Raw genomic sequence first — 13,621 nt, 5'->3', positions numbered from 1 at the left:
AGACTACGTCACACCATACGAACCCAAAATCAAGGGGCATGCTCAAGGTCTACAGACCACGAGCATGCCCCTTTTTTATTATGATTGCAGGATGACCGGTTGGCCGGTTTCCGCGGATTCATTGGCGGCCAGCGTCACTTCCAGCGTCTTGAAGCCGTCTTCATAAGATGCCAGCACGAGGCTCGGATCGTTGTTACGAATGGCGTCAATCAAGGCGTTGGTTAAGTTTTTGTAAAAGTCCGATTTGCTGCGGTACACGATTTCTTTCTCCTTGTCTACAATGGAGAGCGTGGTTCCGTCCAGCACTACCCGGAAGTCGCGCCCCATGATCTCGATTCCGCTGCGGTGATCGAACTGGATAAATCCAGTTTGCATATGGCCGACGGCTCCAGAATCTAACACGAACTGGATGGCGCCTACATCCGGAATGTCGAGGTCCGGAATGTCATTCACCAGCAGCAGCTTCATATCGGCATACAGGCGGGTGATATCGCCGCACAGATAGCGAACCAAGTCCATGGTATGCGTGGACTGCTCAACCAGCTGCCCGCCGGATAATGCCTTCTTGCGCCACCAAGGAGTCGGTACAGGTGTTGTTATGTAGTGGGCGCGAACCATACCGATTTTTTTGTCCTTTAGAAAATCTTTGGCGATCGCAACGGTGTCCAGATAGCGCAGACAGTAGCCGGAAGCTGCTATGATTCCGCTTTCAGTTATGACTTTGGCTTTGTGTCGGACAGACTGGGCGTCCAGCCCCAGCGGCTTCTCCACCATCAGGTGAATGCCCTTTGCGGCTGCCTGTTCTTCGATATCACCATGGCAAAATGGCGGAATGCATACATACAGCACATCCAGCTGCTCTTGCTCCAGCATCGTGCTGCCGTCCGTATAATAAGCTGTGCCGTACAGTTCGGCCTGCTGCTGCGCTAACGCTTCATTGGTGTCGCATATTGCAGCCAGCTGAACGTGTTCGTTCCCGTGCAGGTTTTTGATATGGACCGCGCCCATGCCTCCCGCTCCAAGCACGCCTGCTTTTATCATAGGTTGCCTCACTCCTGATCGTATAGGATGTTGGTTTCATGTTCCGGTAACTCGATTACTCACACGTGATTATAGCCCCGCTATCCATATTATTCAAGCTTCATTTGAACTTAGATTAACGGATCCGCTATGAAAAAAAGCACAGAAGACCTTCTCGAATACCACGAGTACGACTTCTGTGCCGGTTAATGATTACAGCTCCGACAACGCGATTGTCCGATGGCTCGCGGATGACCGGTAGGCGGCTACGGCCACGGCAAGTGCCTTGAGCCCATCTTCACCAGTGACGGATGCTTCCGCTGCGCCGGAGGAAATCGAAGATACGAAATCCCTGATCAGGCTGGCATCCATGCTATCCCCCCATGCATGATGGCGGTATCCGGAATCATCGGTGTATACGTGAAGTTTCTGGCTGGTGGCATTAACGCTAAGGGTCCCGGCAGAGCCTACAATCTCTAAGGTCACGTCGCCCCATGTCGGAAACTCCTTGTTGCGGGACCAGCTGCAATCCAGCGTGGCAAACACACCATTATGGAACTCCATAGTCAGAATGCCGCAATCATCGATAGGGGATTCCGAGATGAGATGGTCGACTTCGGCATACACGTCTTTCACCTCGGCACCTGTAATCCAGCGCATGATATCGGCGACATGCACCGTATGATCCATGACGGCACCTCCGCCGGACAGCTTGGGATCGATGAACCAACCGCCGGGATTTCGCCCGCGGTTGGTCCCCTTCATGGCCAGAATACGGCCTAATTTTCCCTCATCGACCATCTGTTTGGCTCGAACGACCGTGGCATTGTAACGCACGGGGAATGCCGTTTGCAGCAGCACCCCGCTTGCTTTGCACGCATCAATCATATCCTGTGCATCCTGTATATTGGTCGAAAGCGGTTTTTCGCAGAGCACATGCACCCCGGCTGCAGCCGCGGCAAGCACGTGCTCCTTATGATGGACATTCTCGGAGGTGACAATGACGCCATCCAGGCCTTGACTAAGAAGCACGTGATAATCCTGATAATAGGCTGTCCTGAAATACTCGGCGTATTTCCGTCCGCGCTCCTCTACAGGATCGGCGATGCCGACAATCTCTACGCCTTCGATCCCCTGCAGCGCTTTGGCATAACTGTACGCATGCATATGCGCAAAGCTGATTACTCCCAATTTCATAGCTTTCTCTCCTTCTACAAAAGATGAGAAAGGATAACCACCAGAGGTGTATCCTCCTTATCCCCTAAGAAAATGATCCGCTGCATGCGGTCTGACTTTTGTAAATACGTCGATCGCCTTTTTCTCATGTTGAGGCGAGTGTGAGCGCATCATTCTCGATAACCACCGGCTCGCCGGAGGCCATGGAGGCAAGGGCGGCAAGCGCGATACGAAGCGCTTCGTATGCGTCTTCTGCCGAGACGAGCGGCTCGCTGCCATCACGGATACACGACATGAAGTGCTCCAGTTCCCGGTAATAGGGACTCCGTTCAAGCGGGCTTTCCGGCACGACGACGCCGGGGACGGTAGCGGCACTGCTCCGCGTTTTGAAGAGGAGAGGGCTGTCCTTCGCGCTGTCATAATCGATAACGCCGCTTGTGCCCGCCATCTCTAAATTCATGGAGAAACCCTCGTGAGCCCAGGTGCCTTCCACATGCGCGATGACACCACTACGGAAACGTAGGGTTACCAGCGAATAATCCAGCTGGGCCTGATGACGGCCATGAAGCCCTTTGGCATATACGCGCTCAACCTCGCCAAAGCACCAGCGGAGGTAATCAAAATCATGAATCATTGCGTCCAGCGTAATTCCGCCGCTCGCCCCAAAGTCACTGTACCAATGGTTCCAGCCCACAGGATAACCGCCGCCCCTGCCTGCCCGGATGACAGCGGGTTTGCCGATGCTGCCCTGATCCAGAAGCGACTTGGCCTTCACATATTCCGGAAAGAAGCGGAGGACGTGACCCACGAATAAACGCACGCCTTTATCCTGGCAGTAGTTGATCATGAAGCGTGCATCCGCTTCGCTTCTGGCGAGCGGTTTCTCGCATATGACATGCTTGCCGATGTCCGCGGCTTTGACAATATAGTCCTTATGAAGCGGGGTTGGCAGGCAGACGTCAATCACATCCATGCGAGCCGCGCCCAAACCTGCAACGGCTGCTTCGAATGAAGCGTAGGCCTGTGCGCCGTATCTATCCGCCAGCTGATGTGCTTTTTCCGTCTGGATATCGGCAATCCCCGCAAGCTTAACGCCCGGCATCGAAGCATAAGCGGCGGCATGGGTCCTACCCATGGCGCCTGCACCAATCACTAACACCTGTAACATTTCCGTACACTCCTTTTTTTCTGCATGGTTCGAGCGATCCGTGCGCTATCCTTTAATCCCGTTCATGGCGATCCCTTCAATAAAGTAACGCTGAAGGAAGATAAACAGGATGATGATGGGGAGGGTAGCCATTAAGGCCCCTGCCATCAGCAGCGGGTAATCGGTGGAATGCTGTCCCTGGAAGCTGGATATCCCGATGGAAAGGACTCGCATCTCCTCGGAGCTCGTCATGATGAGCGGCCACAGCAGATCGTTCCATGAGGCTAATATGGTGAAGATCGCCAGGGAGACGAGAGCTGCCTTGGATAAAGGCAAGTAAATATTCCAGTAAATCCGGAAATAACTGCAGCCATCGATTTTGGCCGCTTCCTCCAGGTCCTTCGGCAGCGTCATAAAGAACTGTCTCAATAAGAATGTACCGAAGGCGCTGAATATGCCGGGTACGATCAATACGTAGAACGTGTCCAGCCAATTGAACTCGCGCATGATGACAAAGCTCGGAATCATAACAACCTGGGATGGGACCATCAATACGGCCAGGAGCGCGAGAAAGATGGCGTTCTTGAAAGGGAATCTCAGACTGGCAAATGCATAGGCTGCAAGGGAGCACAGAATGAGCTGTCCAGCCGTCCGTCCCACCGTTACGATAACGGTGTTCAAATAATAGGTTCCGAAATCAATGGTTTGGATGACCCGCAGGTAGTTGTCCGGGTGCCATTCCACAGGGAGCCATTTGGGCGGAACGGACATGGAATCCGCAAAGGACTTGAAGGATGTGGATATCATCCACAGAAACGGCATAATCATGAGCAGCGCCCCGACAGCTAAGAGGATGTGGACCGCCAGACGGCTTGCTTTTCCCGCATCGGTTGAAGTATTCACGTCTACGCACCTCCTGTTATTGGTAGTGGACCCAGCGCTTCTGAATATACATCTGAACCATGGTGATGATCAGAATAACGATAAACAGAATGAAGGCCTGCGCTGAAGCGTAACCCATATTGAAGTATTTGAAGCCGTCTTCCCAGATGCTGTACACAACCGTTCGGGTGGATTCCAGCATCGTGGTCTGTTGATCCATCATGATGAAGATCAGGTCAAACACCTGGAACGAATTGATGAAGGACATGACCAAGACAAAGAACAGGCTGGGTGTCAGCAGAGGCAGCGTAATCCGGAAGAACTTGTACAGCGTTCCCGCTCCGTCAAGCGAAGCGGCCTCATAATAGCTGCCGGAGATGCCCTGCAGACCGGACAGCAGAATGACGGCATTGTATCCGATGCTGCTCCAGACACTGACGAGCACGATGGAGAACAAGGCGAATTTCTCATCAAACAGCCAGTTGGGCTGCGGCAGGTTCATGACACCCAGCACGTGGTTGATCAATCCGAATTCGGAATTGTATAACCATTTCCACACCATGCCGACCGCAATCGGCATGGTGATCACGGGAATGAAATAGAAGGTGCGGTAAAAGACCATGCCTTTGATCTTCTGGTTCAGGAGCACGGCCAGCACCGTTGCGAGTGCGACGGATAACGGCACCGTACCGACGGTGTACAGCATCGTGTTCAGCATGGAACCGGTGAATTTGTCGTCCTTCATCAAATTTGCGAAGTTATCGAATCCGATGAATTGGGGGGAGGTTAGTCCATCCCACGACGTAAACGACAGGAACAGGGATGCTGCGGAAGGTGCCATATAGAACAGACCGAGGCCCAGCACGACAGGCAGAATGAAGATGTACCCCCAGACAGCTTCGTGTACGGCGAGTTTCCCTGCTTTTCGCTTGGTTGTCGTTTTAGGAGGTTCTGTGGTCACGGTAATGGGAGAGCTCACAGGCTGCACCGTCCTTTCTTAATTTCCGTATTGGGAGCGGTTCGTCATTTCGTTTCTGTCGCAAGGATGGCATTCATCTGTTCGCCGGCATTTTTTAATGCTTCTTCAAACGATTTCTTTCCGAGGAAAGCCGCCTGAATTTCCTTCACTTCAGCGTCCTGCCATTCTGCGGTTTTCTGGGATACCGGATAAGGTACGGCGAACTCCAAGCTGTCCACGAACACCTGCAGATCAAGAGAAGGAATGGACTTCAGCCAGCCGCCCTCCGTGCCTTTGTACGCAGGCATCGAGAATCCCGATTCCGCGAGTAATTCCTGCCCTTCCTTACCGGAAAGAACTTGAATCAGCTCCCAGGATTCCTGCTCGACTTTCGTTTTGCCGTTGATGGCCCAGCTGAGTCCATGAACGATCGATGCCTTTTCCTTGCCGGCAGGAAGTTCAGCGACACCGAGTTTGTCGCCGAGAAGCTTATACAACTCAGGCGAGTTCACCGATATCCCCGGGAACATGGCCGCCTTGCCGGAGCCGAACAATTGGCGGGACTTCGTTTCAAGCTGCTGCTGCGCGCTTGGGGAATAGCCTTTTTCAATCAAGCTCTGTTCCCACTGGAACGCCGATAGTGCTTCGGGTGTATCAAATCCGGATGATTTCTTATCGTCCGAGATGACGTATCCGCCCGCTTGGGCAATGAAGTTGTAATATCCGATTTGGCTGTCGATCGGGGCTATGAAGCCGTAAATGCCGTTTGATTTATCCGTCAGCTTGGCTGCGTTCTCCTCGACGGTTTGCCAGGTCCAGGTTTTGTCGGGATAAGGCAGACCTGCTTTGTCAAACAATTCTTTATTGTAAAAAAGTCCGACGGAATCCTGGAAATAAGGAAGTCCGTGAAGTTTACCCTGATAGGTGTACATATCGACGAGCGCTTCGGTATAAACCGAGGTATCCAGACCGCTTTGCTCAATTAGGGGAGACAGGTCTTTAATTAGACCGGAGGAGGCATAGGAATGAAAGTTAGGGCCGTTCATCCAGTAGACGTCAGGGCCGCTGTTGCCGGCGAGGCTGGTTTTCAGCTTGGTCCAATAATCGGCCCATGGGGTGTAAGTCACTTTCACATCAACATTCGGGTGCTTCTCATTGAAAATTTTAATGGACTTGTCCAGCGTGTCCCGCACATTTTCGTCCCATAGAGCGACGTTGATGACCTTCTTGCCGTTATTTCCGCCAGAAGCATTGCCGCCTCCGCAAGCGGACAGTAACGCGGTGAACACAAATAATATCGAAATCAGGACAGCAATTCTTTTTTTCATCAGATAACCCTCCTTGAATTCAAATGATTTTTGATCAAGCGTGGTTGGTCGTACGGCTTGTTCGAAGTGAATCGGACCCCTTAAGCGCCCCCTTTATGTAAGTGATGTAAAAAGCGATAGTTATTCCATAAGTCGAAAAAAGTTAACATCAAGATGCTATCTTTCTTGACAGAACAACCAGCTTCTATTGCGAAAGATTATATAATTCCCTTTATTATTTTTCAAGATAGCGATTACAAATCGATTTAAATTCTTTTTTTCACAATATGAGCGAATCAATATGAGACCTAACGAGACTTCTTATTTCGATTGATGGAATAAGTTTTTGTTCCGTTCTGGAACATGTTATAGTGGTTCTATCCTCATTTTTCCGATACAGAAAGTCCTACTATATGAAGAAATTAAAGAAAGGTTGAGCTCGCTTGAACAATATGAAAAAAGGTGATCACAAGCTGATTCAGGCATTAAACCGGTCCAAGGTGCTGAACAAGATCCGTACAGAGGGACCCATATCCAGAATCGATCTGGCCAAAAAAAACAAGCTGAGTCCCTCCACGGTCGCCTCAGCCGTACAGGAGCTTATCAAGGAAGGCTACGTTTCCGAGATTGGAACAGGCTCCTCCAGCGGTGGAAGAAAGCCCATTCTGCTCAAATTCAATCCGGATAATCATTATTTGTTTGCCGTAGCGATTACGAATTCGGTCATGATGCTTGCCCGCATGAATCTGGAGGCGAAGGTGCTCCGGAAGGAAACGCATCCTCTAGCCGGGCTCCAAGGAGAAGCCGTTATCGAGCGGCTGCTGAGCCTGATGGACGATTTCATGTCAGGACAAGTGGACCTGGAGCGGTGTGTCGGGATTTCCATTAACGTGCCGGGCATTGTGAGTGATAGTCAGGGCATGGTGCGTTATAACACGAAACTTCGCATGACCGATGTTCCGTTGAAACGGATTATGGAAGAACGCTACGGGCTGCGGACGTGGGTAGAGAACGATATGAATTCCGTTGTGCTGGCTGAACGCCGATTTGGCGATTACGCATATGCGAACCTGATTTATATTTCCATTGGCGACGGGCTTGGTTCCGGTATTTTGATTAACGATCATCTCCTAAGGGGCAAGCATGGCGGTGCCGGCGAATTCGGTCATACGAGCGTAAACCGCAGCGGCATCCGCTGTGAATGCGGCAATGTAGGCTGCTTGGACAGTTACATCAGCTGGATTGCCGTGTATTCGCGAATCATTACGGCGATCGCGACAGGGAGACCGACGCTGATCCAGGAGCTGAGCGGGGGAGATTACAGTAAAATTGTTCCGTCCGTATTCAAGGAAGCTCTTCGCAGAGGGGACAAGCTGGCAAAGGATCTGAATGAGGAAGTGGCGGAGCTTCTGGGAGCGGCCATCGTCAATCTGATCAACATGTTTAATCCCGAAGCTCTGATCCTGGGCGGGGACATGGCACATGGAAACCCGGAATTGCTGGACATGGTTCGCAGCTATATTGACCGGCATGCGCTGCCGATTCTGAAGGAGGACATGGTATTTGGCCTGGCCTCCCTTGGCGAGGAAGACAAGCTAATGGGTGCGGCTTCGGTCCTGCTGCAGGACTTGCTAGGTTTCTCCCTGACGGAATAATGGATTTGACAACGTTTCCACCTGCACGTTATCTTTGGTTAAATGCATATGCGGAAGGGGAGAAGTTGATTGGAGCAGTACATTCTGGCACTTGACCAAGGAACGACAAGCTCGCGCGCGATCCTGTTTAACAAGGAAGGAGAAATCGTACACTCAGCTCATAAGGAGTTTCCGCAATATTTTCCCAAGCCGGGCTGGGTGGAGCAGAATGCCAATGAAATATGGGGTTCCATTCTTGCGGTCATTGCAACCTGCTTATCCGAAGCGGGCGTAAAGGCGGATCAGATTGCCGGAATCGGAATTACGAATCAGCGGGAAACAGCCGTGGTATGGGATCGCAAGAGCGGCGAACCGATTTACCACGCCATTGTCTGGCAGTCCCGCCAGACGGCGGGCATCTGCGAGGAGCTGATTGCCGCCGGACATGACGGGACGGTTCGGGAGAAGACCGGACTGTTGATTGATCCTTATTTCTCGGGAACGAAGATCAAATGGATCCTTGATCATGTAGATGGTGCCCGTGAGCGGGCCGAGCGCGGAGACGTTATATTCGGGACCATCGATACCTGGCTGATCTGGAAGCTGTCCGGAGGCCAGGCGCACGTGACCGATTATTCCAACGCATCGCGTACGATGCTCTATAACATTCATGAATTAAAATGGGATGAGGAGCTCCTGCAGCTCCTAGATATTCCGATGGCGATGCTGCCTGAAGTCAGGCCTTCTTCCGAGATTTATTCCAATACCGTTTCCTATCATTTCTTTGGGCGCGAGGTTCCCATTGCCGGAGCAGCCGGCGATCAGCAGGCGGCGCTGTTCGGGCAGACCTGCTTCTCGAAAGGCATGGTGAAGACAACTTACGGAACCGGCAGCTTTATGCTGATGAACACCGGCGACAAGCCCGTAAAATCCGAGCATGGGCTGATCACTACGATCGCCTGGGGACTGGAAGATGGCGTACAGTATGCACTCGAGGGCAGCGTGTTCGTGGCCGGCTCGGCGATCCAGTGGCTGCGCGACGGGCTGCGGATGTTCCGCGAAGCGAAGGACAGCGAGCCTTATGCGCGCCGGGTCAATTCCACGGAGGGCGTGTACGTGGTGCCGGCTTTTGTTGGACTTGGCAGCCCATACTGGAACAGCGATGTCCGAGGGGCAGTCTTCGGCCTGACACGAGGCACGTCGAAAGAGCATTTCATCCGTGCAACCCTGGAGTCACTTGCATACCAGACGCGGGATGTTCTATCCGTGATGGAAGAGGATTCCGGCTATAATATCACATCCCTGCGTGTGGATGGAGGGGCCGTATCCAACATGTTTCTCATGGAATTCCAAAGCGACATCCTGAATGTGCCGGTCGAGCGGCCGAACATTACGGAGACAACGGCACTCGGTGCCGCCTATCTGGCGGGGCTCGCTGTCGGCTTCTGGAAGGATCAGGAGGAAATCTGCAGCAAATGGAGCATGGGACAAAGCTTTAAGCCAACCATGGAGGAAGACGTAAGGGAGCAATTATACAGCGGCTGGAAAAAAGCCGTTTATGCGGCAATGGCTTTTCATTAGCATTTTCTGTGGTATAATGATCAATAAGTGAATATTTGTCTGGAGACTTGGAGAGACCACTAGGCGCGGAATACCTCATGTTATGGGGTTTGTTACTGCGTGTTTCGTGGTCTCTTTTTTGCTGTCTTTTTTCATTGGAAGGGTAACGAGAGATAAAAACAGGGTAAATCATACTGGGAGGGATTCATTGTGAAGCAGGCACAGACGTTTTCAAGTTTGGACCGCAGGCGTCGATTTCAAGAAATGGCAGAGGGAACCTTCGATCTGATTGTCATCGGCGGCGGCATAACGGGTGCAGGAATTGCGCTGGATGCGGTCACGCGCGGGATGTCGGTTTTGTTGGTTGAGATGCAGGACTTTGCCGCAGGAACGAGCAGTCGTTCGACCAAGCTGGTGCATGGCGGACTGAGGTACCTGAAGCAGTTTGAAGTCGGCATGGTGGCCGAGGTTGGCAAAGAACGGGCCGTTGTGTATGAGAACGGACCGCATGTAACCACGCCGGAATGGATGCTCCTGCCGATACACCAGGGTGGCACCTTTGGGAAATTCAGCACCTCCATCGGGTTGATGGTGTATGACTTTCTGGCTGGCGTAAAGCGGGGAGAACGGCGTTCCATGCTGTCCGCATCCGAGACGCTGAAGCGGGAGCCGCTACTGAAGCAGGAGGGCCTTAAAGGCGGCGGCTATTATGTGGAATACCGGACGGACGATGCCAGGCTGACGCTGGAGGTCATGAAGGAGGCCGCCGCCAGAGGGGCGGTCCTGTTTAATTACGCAAAGGCCGAATCGTTGAATTATGATGCAAATGGACAAATTACCGGTATCACCGTACGGGATATGCTGGGTGGCGGGGTCAAGTCCGTATCCGGAACCAAGATTGTAAACGCAGCAGGGCCGTGGGTGGATCAGGTGCGCGAAATGGATAAGTCCAAGAAGGGGAAAATGCTTCAGCTGACCAAAGGGGTTCATCTGGTCATCGATCAATCCAAATTCCCGCTTCGTCAAGCGGTGTACTTCGATACACCTGACGGCAGAATGGTCTTTGCCATTCCCCGTGACGGGAAGACCTATGTCGGAACCACCGATACGGTCTATAAGGCCGATCCTGTACGTCCCTTGATTACGGTGGAGGACCGGGATTATATATTGAAAGCTATACATTACATGTTCCCTGGTGTGAAGCTAAGTCCGGCAGACGTGGAATCGGGATGGGCGGGAGTCCGGCCCCTTATACTGGAGGAAGGCAAAAGCCCGTCTGAAATTTCACGCAAGGATGAAATATGGGAGTCCCCGTCCGGTCTGATCACCATTGCCGGTGGCAAGCTTACGGGCTATCGCAAAATGGCCGACACCGTTGTCGATCTGGTTGCAAAACGGATCCAAGAGAACGGCAGGAAAGCATATGGTGCCTGCGTAACGAAGAATCTGCCGATTTCCGGCGGTCAGGTTGGCGGATCCGGCCATTTCCCTGATTTTGTCCGCAAGCAGGCGGAGATTGGCGCCGCGCAAGGAATTGACCGTAAGCTCGCTGAACAGTGGGCGCGAATGTACGGATCTAACGTGTCGGAATTGTTCCGCCTGGCCAAAGAGGGCTCCGACCAAGCGGAGGCAGCGGCGCTTCCGGTATCGGTGCTGGTTCCGCTGATGTATGCGATTCAGCATGAGATGGCAGCGAAGCCGGCCGACTTTTTCATCCGTCGCACGGGTTCCCTGTTATTTCATATCGATTGGACGAGAAAATGGAAGATGCCCGTGATTGATTATATGGCTAGGGTACTGGGTTGGAGCGAGCAGCAGACCCGCGAATACACGAAGGAACTGGATGAGGAGCTGGTTTCGGCCACACAGCCGGCAGTAAGCGATCAATCGGCCCCGGCTTCAATTCCGCAAAACCCTTCTACAACGAAACTTTCATCTTAACCGGCATGCAATTTTAAACGGACGGAGGGCGGAGGGGATGACAAGGGTTGACGATCCCCTCTCAAATATAGAAGTAAGGGCACTGATATGATAATCTATATACGTTCACACTTGAGAGGAGAGATCACCCGATGAACCATAAAGCGTATGAAGGATCATATCACGGAGAGCGCGCGGTTTGGCTCCAGCACGGCCCTTACGAGGCGGCGATATTGCCCGAAATCGGAGGCAATCTCATTGCTTTTAGGGATAACGAAAGCGGTTACCGGTTCCTTCGCGAACCGGAAGCAGACGAAATGGAAGCATTCAAATCCAATCCGGGCGTACACGGCATTCCTGTTCTCTTTCCGCCTAATCGTTATGAGGACGGGCGGTTTCCATGGAATGAACAAACCTATCAGTTCCCGATCAATGAGGAAGCGACGGGCAATCACCTCCATGGTTTTTTACATACGATTCCTTGGAGCGTCGAGGATTTTGGCAGCAGCGAGTCTGAAAGTTACGTGGTGGTTTCGGTCACCATTGATGAGAATCATCCGGTGTATGCGATGCTCCCGCACCAGTTCACTTTCCGGCTTCGCTACACGCTGAATCAGGATGGCTTGGCCCAGCATGTGTTTATACGTAATCAGGGTACCCGCAGCATGCCGTGCCTGCTAGCCTTTCATACGGCGATCAATGCTCCGTTTGCCCCGGAGAGCACGGCGGATGATTGTGTCGTAAGAATAACGATCGGCGAACGGTGGGAAATGAGTGACCGGATGCTGCCGACCGGCAAGTTCCAGACTCTGACGACAGAAGAGGAGCTGCTTCGGACAAGCGGTGTAACTCCCTATTTTGATTCGATGGACAACCATTACACGGCCGTCCCGCAGAACGGCAGAAACCGTATGGAATTGACAGATACCAAGCTTGACAAAACATTCGTTTACGATGTCGGCAATTCGTATAAGCAGTGGATGGTATGGAACAACAAGGCCTCCCGGAAGTTCTTCTGTCCGGAGCCGCAGATCAACCTGGTCAACGCACCGAACGTAGACTTGCCTGCTGACGATATCGGTCTGTTCGGTTTGGCTCCGGGAGAAATTTGGGAAGCAACCTCAAGGCTGTATCTTAAGGATTAGTAGTCAGACCCTTTCCCCCAAAAAAAAGCGTATGGATTCTGGCACCCGGCTACACAGGGCGTTTACCATCCATACGCTTTATGTTTATTTGATTCCTTCTTCAACTGCCGGACGAAGAAAAAGTTTGTTCCTGTTTACGGCGGCGACTGCGTTTAATGCGATCCGGCATGACAAAAAAGACGATATACATAAGGATAAACAGCGTGAGTGCGATGAGTTCCTCAACGAAAATGTATACGGGATGCGGTCCAAGCAGGTCCAGCAGCGAAGCCGTGTCCGGCTTGCGCATCAGGAACATATAATTCGAGCCGACAGCGAGGTTGACCAGCCCGACAACGAATGCGGATACGTTTAGGAAGACCATCGTCCAGCCGATGGATTTCCAGGTTGGACGGTATCCTCGAACCCATGTCATGTACAAAGCCGTCAATATGATCGCGATATGGACGACGAAGAAATGAAAGAACCGGAAGTGTGGGAAAGGATAGCCCAGATTCGGTGTTAATATAGCCTGTAAGGCCCCTCCGATTCCGGCAAAGTAAACCAACGGATATAGGCGGCGTTCATCCGTAAGCAGGATGGCGATGGAGAGAAACAGGGTCAGACTGCACAATTCCAATGGAAGCGAAGTGGCAGGGTCCCATATTCCCGTTGACGCATACCAGATATGAAGGGAGGCTTCCGGTAACGAAAGCGCAGCAAGCAGTCCCCATCTCACGGTCTTTTGCAGAGAAGCATTGGAGGCGATTACGGTTCTAAACAAGTACAATAGTAAGCCAAGAGCGATAAACACCATAATGGCCATCCAATGTTCGATGGAGAAAGCAGTAAAAACTTCCGGATATCTCGGATCAAAATAGGGATCGATTCGT

Annotated in this window: 11 protein-coding genes; 4 read left to right on the top strand and 7 right to left on the bottom strand. The window is 52.1% G+C overall.

What is annotated here, in order from left to right:
* Nucleotides 1-78: 78 nt before the first annotated feature.
* From MKX98_RS22505 to MKX98_RS22480, 6 genes are all read right to left on the bottom strand, one after another.
* Nucleotides 79-1,041 carry a Gfo/Idh/MocA family oxidoreductase gene (locus MKX98_RS22505; RefSeq protein ID WP_339218448.1) on the bottom strand — a complete coding sequence of 321 codons (963 nt, stop codon included), beginning with the start codon at nt 1,039-1,041 and terminating at the stop codon, nt 79-81.
* Between the two features lie 192 nt (nt 1,042-1,233).
* Nucleotides 1,234-2,217 carry a Gfo/Idh/MocA family oxidoreductase gene (locus tag MKX98_RS22500; RefSeq protein WP_339218447.1) on the bottom strand — a complete coding sequence of 328 codons (984 nt, stop codon included), beginning with the start codon at nt 2,215-2,217 and terminating at the stop codon, nt 1,234-1,236.
* Nucleotides 2,218-2,341: 124 nt separating this feature from the next.
* Nucleotides 2,342-3,364, bottom strand: a complete 1,023-nt coding sequence (locus tag MKX98_RS22495; protein ID WP_220684545.1) for a Gfo/Idh/MocA family oxidoreductase — start codon at nt 3,362-3,364, stop codon at nt 2,342-2,344.
* Between the two features lie 45 nt (nt 3,365-3,409).
* Entirely contained in the window at nt 3,410-4,246 is an 837-nt protein-coding gene (locus tag MKX98_RS22490) for a carbohydrate ABC transporter permease (protein ID WP_113057310.1), read from the bottom strand.
* Between the two features lie 16 nt (nt 4,247-4,262).
* Complete coding sequence (locus MKX98_RS22485; RefSeq protein ID WP_194543639.1) at nt 4,263-5,204, bottom strand: sugar ABC transporter permease; 942 nt, start codon at nt 5,202-5,204, stop codon at nt 4,263-4,265.
* 44 nt (nt 5,205-5,248) lie between these two features.
* Nucleotides 5,249-6,511, bottom strand: a complete 1,263-nt coding sequence (locus MKX98_RS22480; protein WP_339218444.1) for a sugar ABC transporter substrate-binding protein — start codon at nt 6,509-6,511, stop codon at nt 5,249-5,251.
* A 431-nt stretch (nt 6,512-6,942) separates the two neighbouring features.
* On the opposite strand from MKX98_RS22480, the gene MKX98_RS22475 reads away from it, so the two are divergent.
* The 4 genes from MKX98_RS22475 to MKX98_RS22460 all read left to right on the top strand — a co-directional run bounded on the left by MKX98_RS22475 (nt 6,943) and on the right by MKX98_RS22460 (nt 12,749).
* On the top strand, nt 6,943-8,145 hold the full coding sequence (locus MKX98_RS22475) for an ROK family transcriptional regulator (RefSeq protein ID WP_339218442.1): 1,203 nt from the start codon (nt 6,943-6,945) through the stop codon (nt 8,143-8,145).
* 69 nt (nt 8,146-8,214) lie between these two features.
* Entirely contained in the window at nt 8,215-9,705 is a 1,491-nt protein-coding gene (glpK, locus tag MKX98_RS22470) for a glycerol kinase GlpK (protein ID WP_220684548.1), read from the top strand.
* Nucleotides 9,706-9,894: 189 nt separating this feature from the next.
* Nucleotides 9,895-11,625, top strand: coding sequence for a glycerol-3-phosphate dehydrogenase/oxidase (locus MKX98_RS22465; protein ID WP_339218439.1), 1,731 nt, complete (start codon nt 9,895-9,897; stop codon nt 11,623-11,625).
* 131 nt (nt 11,626-11,756) lie between these two features.
* Nucleotides 11,757-12,749, top strand: coding sequence for an aldose 1-epimerase (locus tag MKX98_RS22460; protein ID WP_339218437.1), 993 nt, complete (start codon nt 11,757-11,759; stop codon nt 12,747-12,749).
* Between the two features lie 100 nt (nt 12,750-12,849).
* Here the strand turns inward: MKX98_RS22460 and MKX98_RS22455 are convergent, their stop codons facing one another.
* The gene (locus MKX98_RS22455; protein WP_194543634.1) at nt 12,850-13,554 is read right to left on the bottom strand and encodes a TIGR02206 family membrane protein; all 705 of its coding nucleotides are present in this window, start codon (nt 13,552-13,554) and stop codon (nt 12,850-12,852) included.
* Nucleotides 13,555-13,621: the final 67 nt, after the last annotated feature.

It is taken from the genome of Paenibacillus sp. FSL W7-1332 (assembly GCF_037969785.1).
Classification (GTDB): Bacteria; Bacillota; Bacilli; order Paenibacillales; family Paenibacillaceae; genus Paenibacillus_AQ.
Note: the sequence above shows the minus strand (reverse complement) of the source record. Positions and strands in the feature narration are given on the sequence as shown.

What these genes read in the sequence shown, in the direction of transcription:
- MKX98_RS22505 (WP_339218448.1), bottom strand. Translation starts at nt 1,041, where the DNA reads ATGATAAAAGCAGGCGTGCTTGGAGCGGGAGGCATGGGCGCGGTCCAT.
- MKX98_RS22500 (WP_339218447.1), bottom strand. Translation starts at nt 2,217, where the DNA reads ATGAAATTGGGAGTAATCAGCTTTGCGCATATGCATGCGTACAGTTAT.
- MKX98_RS22495 (WP_220684545.1), bottom strand. Translation starts at nt 3,364, where the DNA reads ATGTTACAGGTGTTAGTGATTGGTGCAGGCGCCATGGGTAGGACCCAT.
- MKX98_RS22480 (WP_339218444.1), bottom strand. Translation starts at nt 6,511, where the DNA reads ATGAAAAAAAGAATTGCTGTCCTGATTTCGATATTATTTGTGTTCACC.
- MKX98_RS22475 (WP_339218442.1), top strand. Translation starts at nt 6,943, where the DNA reads ATGAAAAAAGGTGATCACAAGCTGATTCAGGCATTAAACCGGTCCAAG.
- MKX98_RS22460 (WP_339218437.1), top strand. Translation starts at nt 11,757, where the DNA reads ATGAACCATAAAGCGTATGAAGGATCATATCACGGAGAGCGCGCGGTT.
- MKX98_RS22455 (WP_194543634.1), bottom strand. Translation starts at nt 13,554, where the DNA reads ATGGCCATTATGGTGTTTATCGCTCTTGGCTTACTATTGTACTTGTTT.